The sequence below is a fragment of the Microbacterium sp. UMB0228 genome, from assembly GCF_002871415.1.
In the GTDB taxonomy this organism is placed as follows: domain Bacteria; phylum Actinomycetota; class Actinomycetes; order Actinomycetales; family Microbacteriaceae; genus Microbacterium.
The window spans coordinates 1-8466 of record NZ_PNFU01000014.1 but is presented as its reverse complement, the minus strand read 5'-3'; the positions used below and the strand labels follow the sequence as shown (position 1 = coordinate 8466).

The 8466-nt window shown below is 65.4% G+C and carries 8 protein-coding genes; 4 read left to right on the top strand and 4 right to left on the bottom strand.

The genetic code is table 11. The annotated features are described in order from the left end of the window. Nucleotides 1-236: 236 nt before the first annotated feature. The 4 genes from CJ226_RS17630 to CJ226_RS17615 all read left to right on the top strand — a co-directional run bounded on the left by CJ226_RS17630 (nt 237) and on the right by CJ226_RS17615 (nt 3545). A complete protein-coding gene (locus CJ226_RS17630) occupies nt 237-1403 on the top strand; it encodes a glutathione-independent formaldehyde dehydrogenase (protein ID WP_102209972.1) in 1167 nt (388 codons plus the stop codon). Between the two features lies 1 nt (nt 1404). Continuing rightward, complete coding sequence (locus CJ226_RS17625; protein WP_102209971.1) at nt 1405-1974, top strand: type 1 glutamine amidotransferase domain-containing protein; 570 nt, start codon at nt 1405-1407, stop codon at nt 1972-1974. Next, nucleotides 1971-2273, top strand: a complete 303-nt coding sequence (locus CJ226_RS17620) for a putative quinol monooxygenase (RefSeq protein ID WP_061018829.1) — start codon at nt 1971-1973, stop codon at nt 2271-2273. Before CJ226_RS17625 ends, CJ226_RS17620 begins: the two co-directional genes overlap by 4 nt. Nucleotides 2274-2414: 141 nt before the next feature. Beyond that, nucleotides 2415-3545, top strand: coding sequence for an FAD-binding oxidoreductase (locus tag CJ226_RS17615; RefSeq protein ID WP_180964652.1), 1131 nt, complete (start codon nt 2415-2417; stop codon nt 3543-3545). Between the two features lie 159 nt (nt 3546-3704). Here CJ226_RS17615 and CJ226_RS17610 read toward each other — a convergent pair whose 3' ends face one another. From CJ226_RS17610 to CJ226_RS17595, 4 genes are all read right to left on the bottom strand, one after another. Beyond that, entirely contained in the window at nt 3705-6365 is a 2661-nt protein-coding gene (locus tag CJ226_RS17610) for an excinuclease ABC subunit UvrA (protein WP_102209969.1), read from the bottom strand. A gap of 198 nt (nt 6366-6563) precedes the next feature. Beyond that, complete coding sequence (locus tag CJ226_RS17605) at nt 6564-6902, bottom strand: SOS response-associated peptidase family protein (protein WP_180964651.1); 339 nt, start codon at nt 6900-6902, stop codon at nt 6564-6566. A 74-nt stretch (nt 6903-6976) separates the two neighbouring features. Then, complete coding sequence (locus CJ226_RS17600; protein WP_081859903.1) at nt 6977-7231, bottom strand: hypothetical protein; 255 nt, start codon at nt 7229-7231, stop codon at nt 6977-6979. Nucleotides 7232-7651: 420 nt separating this feature from the next. Beyond that, entirely contained in the window at nt 7652-8380 is a 729-nt protein-coding gene (locus CJ226_RS17595) for a F510_1955 family glycosylhydrolase (RefSeq protein WP_374754544.1), read from the bottom strand. Nucleotides 8381-8466 lie beyond the last annotated feature (86 nt).

The window sequence follows — 8466 nt, the reverse complement described above, 5'->3', positions numbered from 1 at the left end:
TCGCACGATGGCTCACCCCGTCGCGGTCACGACGCCGCGGGCCCGAAAGACCACCACCCCGCGGGACTCCAGGCCATCCCGGCTCGATCGCTACACACATCAACGCAAGGCGAGCCCCTTGACACGTGGTTCCTGAGGGCGTCCGCTAACTCGCGAATGGCTGCATTGTCAAGTCCCTGCCAGGAAGCTATCAAGGCCAGAAGGCTACCGAGCAACACCATCAGATCGGAGTAGACATGAAAGCAGTGGTGTACGAGGGACCCCGTCAGATCAGCACGAAGGAGGTCCCGGACGCGAAGATCGAGCGGCCCACCGATGTCCTGGTCAGGGTGACGACGACGAATATCTGCGGCTCGGACCTCCACATGTACGAGGGGCGGACCTCCTTCGAGGTAGGCCGGACGTTCGGCCACGAGAACATGGGGGAGGTCATCGAGGTCGGTAGTGGCGTGGAGAAGGTCAGGGTCGGAGACCGGGTTGTGCTCCCGTTCAACATCTCGTGCGGGTTCTGCAAGAACTGCGAACGCGGCCTGACCAACTACTGCCTCACCACTCAGCCCGACCCATCACTCGCCGGTGCGGCCTATGGGTTCGCCGACATGGGTCCCTACGGCGGTGGCCAGGCAGAATTGCTCCGGGTGCCTTTCGGTGATCACAACGCTCTTCGCCTGGGCGAGGATGCCGAGGAGAAGGAGAACGACTACGTCATGCTCTCCGACATCTTCCCCACCGGCTACCACGCCACCGAGATGGCCGGCGTGATCCCCGGTGACAGCGTTGTGATCGCTGGGGCGGGTCCGGTCGGGCTTATGGCCGCCCTGTCCGCGATGATCAAGGGCGCGGCAAAGGTGATGGTGGTCGATCGCCACCCTGACCGGCTCGCGCTGGCCGAGCAGATCGGTGCGATTGCCATCGACGACTCCAAGGTCGACCCCGTGCAGGCTGTGCTGGACGAGACTATGGGGCTCGGAGCTGACCGTGGTTGCGAATGCGTGGGCTACCAGGCCCACGATCCGCAGGGCAACGAGGACACCGCCGCCACCTTGAACATGCTCATCAACGCGGTCCGCTTCACCGGAGGGATTGGCACCGTCGGCGTGTTCGTCCCCCAGGACCCGGGGGCCGAGGGCGAATTGGCCAAGCAGGGCAAGGCGGCCATCGACTTCGGCACACATTGGTTCAAGGGGCAGACCATGGGAAGCGGTCAGGCCCCGGTCAAGCGGTACAACCGCCGGCTACGGGACTTGATCGCGGCCGGCAAGGCGACTCCTTCGTGGATCGTCTCCCACGAGATCTCGCTGGACCAGGCTGCCGATGCCTACAAGAACTTCGACGCCAGGTCCAAGGGTTGGACCAAGGTCCTCATCAAGCCCGGCATGTCAAACGGAACGAAGGAAAACTGAGATGGCAGCAGATCTTCAGGGCAAGAGGGTCGCGATCCTCGCCGCCGACGGGGTCGAGCGCGTTGAGCTCGAGCAACCCCGCGAAGCACTGGAACGGGCCGGCGCTCAGACCGAGGTCCTTTCGATCCACGACGGCGAGATCAAGGCCCGTGAGAACGACCTGGATGAAGCGGGCACGTTCACCGTCGACGGGTTGGTCGCCGACGCCTCGGTGGGCGACTTCGACGCCCTGCTGCTTCCCGGCGGCACGGTGAACCCCGACCAGCTCCGGGTCGACAAGGACGCCGTCTCCTTCGTCCGCGACTTCGTCGAAACTGGCAAGCCCATTGCCGCGATCTGTCACGGGCCTTGGACGTTGATCGAGGCTGGCGTGGTCGGAGGTCGCACCTTGACGTCCTTCCCGAGCATCCGCACGGATCTGCGCAACGCCGGAGCGGAGGTCGTTGACCAGGATGTCGTGGTCGACGGGAACCTGATCACCAGCCGCTCACCCGACGACCTGCCTGCGTTCTGCGATACGATCGTGGCGAAATTTGCGAGCAGTTCGACCCAGGAAGAGGTGACGTCATGAGCGTCACGAAGGGACTGCTTGTCAGGCTGGAGGCCCTGCCCGGCAAGGAAGACGAGGTCCAGGAATTCCTCGGTATCGGGCGAGGGCTCGTCGAGGAGGAACCGGCCACCGTCGCGTGGTTCGCGATCCGTCTCGGCCCGTCCTCCTTCGGGATCTTCGACGTGTTCCCCGATGACGCCGGCCGCGACGCGCACCTGTCTGGCGCGGTTGCGACCGCTCTCGGCGAGCAGACCGGCACGTTGTTCTCCGAACCGACGATCGAGAAGTTGGACGTCCTGGGCTCCAAACTCCCCGCCTGACACCACAGACCGGGAGTACTGGCCCAGAAAGGGGGGGTCGCTGCGCGCGGTGACTTCGGGCTTACACAGCCCGCTGACGTCGTGGCAGCGGCCCCTTCTCTTGCGGCCTATCGCTAATCACCAACAGATCGAGGAACCGCGATGACAGGAACTGACGACGGCGTTTCCACGACGCGTTCACCTGAGATAGCAGTGATCGGGGGCGGGATCGTCGGTCTGTCGACGGCGTACGCGCTGCGGGAGCAGGGCGTGCCGGTGCGCTTGTACGAGGCTGGTCTGCCCGGGACGGGTCAGTCCGCAGGCGAGTCGCGGATCTTCCGGCATGCCCACGACGACCCGCGACTCGTCGCTTTCGCGCGCGAAAGCCGCGGCGTATGGGATGAGTGGGCCGAACACTTCGACGTCGAGCTGGTCTCATCAGACGGTGTCCTGGCGATCGGAGACAGCGCCCTGGCGCGGCTGCGGGTGCTCGACCAGGTAGGCGGCGTGGAAGCGCACGAGATCGACGCGGCCGAGGTCGCCCAGCGGATGCCGCTGCTCGCTGGGTACTCGGGGCCAGCGGTGCTCGACGAGTCGGGCGGCGCGATCCGCACCCGCGCCGCGATCACGGCACTCACGGGTGCCCTCGCAGATGCGGTCACCACCGGTGAGGTCATCTCCATCGATCCCCGCGCCGACGGGACGGTCGAGGTGCGTAGCGTCACCGACCGGGCTGTCTACTCCAAGGTGGTCGTGTGCGCCGGCCGCGAAACCGCCCGTCTGGCACGCAGCGTCGGCCTCTCGCTGCCGGTTCGCCTTGCCGCACACGTCCGGCTGACCTTCGACGTGAAAGCCGCCGCCCCGGCACGAGTCGCGTGCCTGCAGGACAGCAGCGGCGTCTTCGGCGAAGTCGGCGTCTACGCGACGCCGCTACCGGGCAACAGCAGCTATTCGGTCGGACTCAGCGACACCGTGGGCGTCCGCGACGACGGAACTTTCATCGACCCGGCGGCGATTCGATCGCTGGACGAACGCGCACGCGAATACGTGTCACGGGCGCTGCCTGGTCTCCACCCAGAGCCGCGCGACTTCCTTCACTGCTGGGTGACCGACCTCCCGTGGAGTGAGGACGGCGTGGCCGTGTGGGAGGCAAGCTCTGTCCTTTTTGTGGCCGGTCACAATTTGTTCAAGCAGGCACCTGCGCTGGGTCGCGCTCTTGCCCGGGCTGCGACCGGCGGCGGTCTCCGCGCCGAGCTCACGCCCGAAGCGCGCCTCGGCGAGGCCCAGAGCTAGGGCGTGTCTCCCAATCGCGTGGGGGGTGACCCGCGATTGTGGTTCTCCGAACCGACGATCGAGAAGTTGGACGTCCTGGACTCGAAGCTCCCCGCCTGAGACCGCCACCTCGTCGAGCGTGCCGCTGTCCGATTCTCATAACGCACAGCGCCGCGCTCGTCACGATGGGGTCACGTTGGTGGCTGCCTGCAGTGCGGCGGCGAGGTAGCCCGCGGAAGCACCGACGCCCTTGTCCGCGACGTGCGCGGGCGTACCAGCTGCAACCACGGTCCCGCCGGCGTCGCCCGCGCCGGGTCCAAGATCGATCACGTAGTCGGCCACCGCGATAACGCGCATGTCCAGCTCCGCGGCGACGACCGTGTTGCCCGCGTCGACCAGCGTCTGCAGATGCGTGACCAGACGATCCGTGTCGGCGCAGTGGAGCCCGGACGTCGGCTCGTCCAAGACGTACAGCGTGTCTCCGCGCTGCGCCCGCTGCAACTCGGTAGCGAGCTTGACACGCTGCGCTTCACCCCCGGAGAGCTCGGTTGCCGGTTGACCCAACCGGAGGTAATCGAGCCCCACATCCGACAAAGCGGTCAGCGACCGCGTGATCTCCTCATCGCCCACGAAGAACACGTTCGCCTCCTCGACGCTCATCGACAACACGTCCGCGATCGAGCGCCCCCTCCACGTGATCTCGAGCGTTGATGCCTTGTATCGGCTGCCGTGGCAGCCGGGGCATTCGGTGTACACGGAAGGCAGGAAGAGGAGCTCGACCATCACCGATCCCTCGCCCTCGCAGGTCGGGCAGCGCCCGCCGGCGACATTGAAGGAGAATCGGCCAGGCTTGTACCCGCGGGAACGAGCTTCCGGGGTGTCTGCAAATCGACGACGGACATGGTCGAACAGCCCGGTGTAGGTGGCGACGTTGGATCTCGGCGTCCGGCCGATTGGCCGCTGGTCGATGGTGACGAGCCGCTGTACACCGGTGACGGGCCCGGCGACGCGCCCATCGAGACGTTCCGGCGCATCCGAGAGGAACGACTCGTCGCTGACCGGCTCGTCATCGGCCCGGACAGCCCGGCCAAGGCGATCGCCAAGCAGCGATGGAAGCGCCTGACTGACCAGACTCGACTTGCCGGCCCCAGACACGCCCGTAACTGCGGTGAAGACACCCAATGGGATATCGACCGTGAGGTCGTGCAGGTTGTTCCGCGTCGCGTTCTCCAGGCGCAGCCAACTGCGTGCCTCACGGGGTGTGCGAAGAGGGAGACCGCGGCCACCGAAGAGGTATCCGCGGGTCACGGACTCCTCAATATCGGCGAGCCCGTCGGGCGGGCCGCTATAGAGCACGCGGCCGCCGTGTTCACCGGCACCGGGGCCGATGTCGACCAGCCAGTCCGCGTGCCGCATCACAGCCACGGAGTGTTCGACGATGAACAGGCTGTTCCCTCGCCCCTTGAGTCCATCCAGGATCTCGAGGAGCGCCGCCACGTCCTGCGGATGCAGCCCCGCCGATGGTTCGTCGAGGACGTAGACGACCCCGAAAAGATCAGAGCTGAGTTGCGTCGCGAGCCGGAGTCTCTGTAGCTCGCCGCCCGACAGTGTCGGGGTCGTCCGGCTCAATGACAAGTAACCCAGCCCCAGATCGACCAGTGGACGAAGCCGCTGCAGCACTCCTGAAGCGAGCTGGACCGCAGCAGCACGCTTCTCTGGCGCTCGGCTTGCGGTGGGTCGCACATCGGGCGAGGGGGCAATGGGAGCCTTGCCAGCAGCGACCTGCTCTTCCTCCGCGGCACGCGGAGAGGCAGCGTCGGAAGAGGCGGCCTCGTGGTCCTCTAAGCGTGCGACGACTCCCGAGAGGATCGAGGCAAGTTCCCGGAGCGGCAGTTGGGAGAATTCGGCGATGTCGAATCCTTCGAACGTGACCGACAGCGCCTCGGGCTTCAGCCGCTTGCCATCGCAGGCCGGGCAGATCGCAGCGGTGAGGAACTGCGCGACGCGCCGTTTCATAGAGGCGCTCTTCGTGTTCGCGAACGTGTCCAGAATGTACCGGCGAGCCCCGACGAATGTGCCCGAGTAGCTCGGCTCCACGCCTGCTTCGATCGCAGCTTTGGACTCAGAGAGTGTGAGCCGGGAGTGGACCGGAACGAAGGGGGTCTCATCGGTATACAGGATCCAGTCCCGGTCTTTCTTCGGCAGGTCCCGCCACGGCACATCGACGTCGTAACCGAGCGCAACCAGCACGTCGCGCAGCTGATGGCCGTGCCACGCGGTCGGCCAGGAAGCGATGGCGCGTTCGCGGATGGTGAGCGATGGGTCAGGGACCATCTGCTGCTCGTTCACCGTGTACACGCGGCCGATGCCGTGGCATTCCGGGCAGGCCCCTTGGACCGTGTTCGCGGAGAAGTCCTCCGCATACAACACCGGCTGCCCATCCGGGTAGTCCCCGACCCTCGAGTACAGCATTCGTATCAAGCTCGACAACGTGGTGATGCTGCCCACGGTCGATCGGGCGTTGCCGGCACCGCGCTGCTGCTGCAGGGCGACCGCCGGCGGCATCCCCGTGATCGAGTCGACATCGGGCACTCCCGCCTGATCGATCAGGCGCCGGGCGTACGGTGCGATCGATTCCAGATAGCGTCGCTGCGACTCGGCGTACAGCGTCCCGAACGCCAGCGAGGACTTTCCCGAGCCGGACACGCCGGTGAAGACGACCGTTGCATCGCGCGGCACCGTGAGGTCGACATCCTGCAGGTTGTGTTCGCGGGCGCCGAGAACGCGAACGTCTGGCTGCACGGAGAGCTTGGGCGGCACGAACGAAGAGGATTCAACCATGGTCGAATGTTAGCCACGTACGGAACGGTCGGACGTGCTGCGACCTGAGGGAAGGGCTTCACACCGATCACGGCGCGGTGTGCGGCAGTGGTGGTTCGCAGTGCGACACCGCATCGAAGCAGATGTGAATGCTGAAGATCTTGGTGACTTTTCTCTCACGCCGCGGATGTGGGCGGTGTGGTCACAGTGGCTTCGAACTCAACGGAGATCAACTTGCCGAGGACACGTGCCGGTGAGCTTCTCCGGAGTGAGCCACGCATCCCAGGTATCAGGCGTGAGGAATGCCGTCATCCGGTCATGCACCTCACCGCTGGCATCCCGCGCCTCGCGGGTGATGACCACGAAGCACCGCGACTTCTCACCGTTCGGCAGCTCCATCAACCAGGTGAGACCGGCGGCCGACAGCAGCCCTTTACCACGCAGAAAGTGCGGGGTCTCCGGCGTCTTGTCGCCGGTCCACTCGAAGTAGCCGCGCATCGGAACAATGCACCTGGCGGCCGAGAGGGCGGGCCCCCAGAAACCCTGCGCGAGCTTCACCGAACTAAGCAGACGCTCCGCCGAAAACGATCGTTTCCGGCGAGTTCGCGTCGCCCGTCATCGTGCGCCCGCCGTTAACGTTCGCCGGTATCTGCTTTCGGCAGACGTTTCCGGCGTTCAGGTAGCGGGTCTCGCTCGTCGTCCGCCGATGCGAGTTGGCGAGGATGGTTTCGTTCCGCGCGGAGTTGTTGCTCGATCTTGGCGTGTGCTTTTCGTTCGTTGCGGTCGGCTCTGATGATGGACCGCAGGACGAACCAGAATGCTGCGACGACGGCGATCGTGGGGATGACGGACCAAAAGGCGTTGGTCCAGTAGTCATTGAGATTCATCCGCGCCTCCCGGGGGTTCACGCAGCACGAGCGCCAGTCCGACGATCGCGAGGATGAACGCTGTTTCGTAGCTTCCGAGCGTGTATGCCCAGAGTGACCGTTGGTCTGGAACGGTTGTGTCGATGAGGAGATGAGTTGCGATCAGTGCGACGGCGGCCAGGAGAAGGAAGGCCCCGATACGTACGAGGCGATCGTGACGCCGCTGTGGGGACATGTGGCTGGTGCGCGTGGGAACGTGTGCTCGTGGACGGTGCCGAGCTGGGTGCAGGTGGCGGGTCATCTGAATATGGCTCCGATGAGGTAGAAGCTCGCAAGGGCGAGAAGCAGGGCGAGGACTGTGGCGCACGCGATGAAGACGGATATGCGTCGGAAGGGATTGCGGCGGGGGACCATGGGTGGCCGTTCTGGTGGTGGCGTTCTCTACCGGGCGGGGGCGAGGATGGTTGTGTCGTCGGCTGTGATCTGGACGATGCCGCGGTCGTCGACAACGATGAAGCGTTCGTCATCGATCGCGGTGAAGGCCTGAGCGGCCCCTTGAAGCGCGTCGAGGCGTTGCCATGTTCCTTCGGTGTTCTGTGACCAGAGGGCACCGTCGGTTCCGACTCCTGCGAGCGAGCCATTGGGTTTGGCGTCGAGTGTGTAGAGCAGCGGGGCGTCGGCGACGGGGGTGAAGGTGGCGCCGTTGTCGGTGCTGAGGAGCAGTCCTTCTTCCGCGGCGGCGTAGAGACCGTCGCCGGTGGCGGCGAGGTCTGCCGCGGCAAGTGTTGCGCCGCGGGTCCATTCGAGACCGTCGTCAGTGCTGATGAGCAGATCGACGCCATCGGAGGCGATCCCGTAGAGAGTGCCGTCTGGTCCGGCGGTGAGGACATGGAAGTCCGTACTGCCAGTGAGGGCGATCGGTGACCACGATTCGCCGAAGTCGTCACTACGAATGACACCTAGGTTCGGGGAGCCGAGCTCTGCGGGTGTCTGTGTGCCCGGGTGACCGGATGCGAAGAGGGCGTCGTCGAGGACGGTAAAGCCCATCGCATCGAAATCGTGGCCTCCGATGGGACCGGCGATCGCACCTTCAGGAGTGAGGGTGAAGAGTCCTCCGTGGGTGGCTATGAAGAGGTCCTCACCGCGGGGGTCAGCGGCAACACCGTGAATGTGTTGGATAACGGGGGGGTGCCCCTATGTCCTCTGTCAAGCGGCGAGGGCGGGTTCGGCTGGTCGCGGTTGGTAGAGGGTGCCGT

Bases quoted from the DNA above. Each gene is read 5' to 3' on its own strand.
- CJ226_RS17630 (WP_102209972.1), top strand. From the start codon at position 237: ATGAAAGCAGTGGTGTACGAGGGACCCCGTCAGATCAGCACGAAGGAG.
- CJ226_RS17625 (WP_102209971.1), top strand. From the start codon at position 1,405: ATGGCAGCAGATCTTCAGGGCAAGAGGGTCGCGATCCTCGCCGCCGAC.
- CJ226_RS17620 (WP_061018829.1), top strand. From the start codon at position 1,971: ATGAGCGTCACGAAGGGACTGCTTGTCAGGCTGGAGGCCCTGCCCGGC.
- CJ226_RS17615 (WP_180964652.1), top strand. From the start codon at position 2,415: ATGACAGGAACTGACGACGGCGTTTCCACGACGCGTTCACCTGAGATA.
- CJ226_RS17610 (WP_102209969.1), bottom strand. From the start codon at position 6,365: ATGGTTGAATCCTCTTCGTTCGTGCCGCCCAAGCTCTCCGTGCAGCCA.
- CJ226_RS17600 (WP_081859903.1), bottom strand. From the start codon at position 7,231: ATGAATCTCAATGACTACTGGACCAACGCCTTTTGGTCCGTCATCCCC.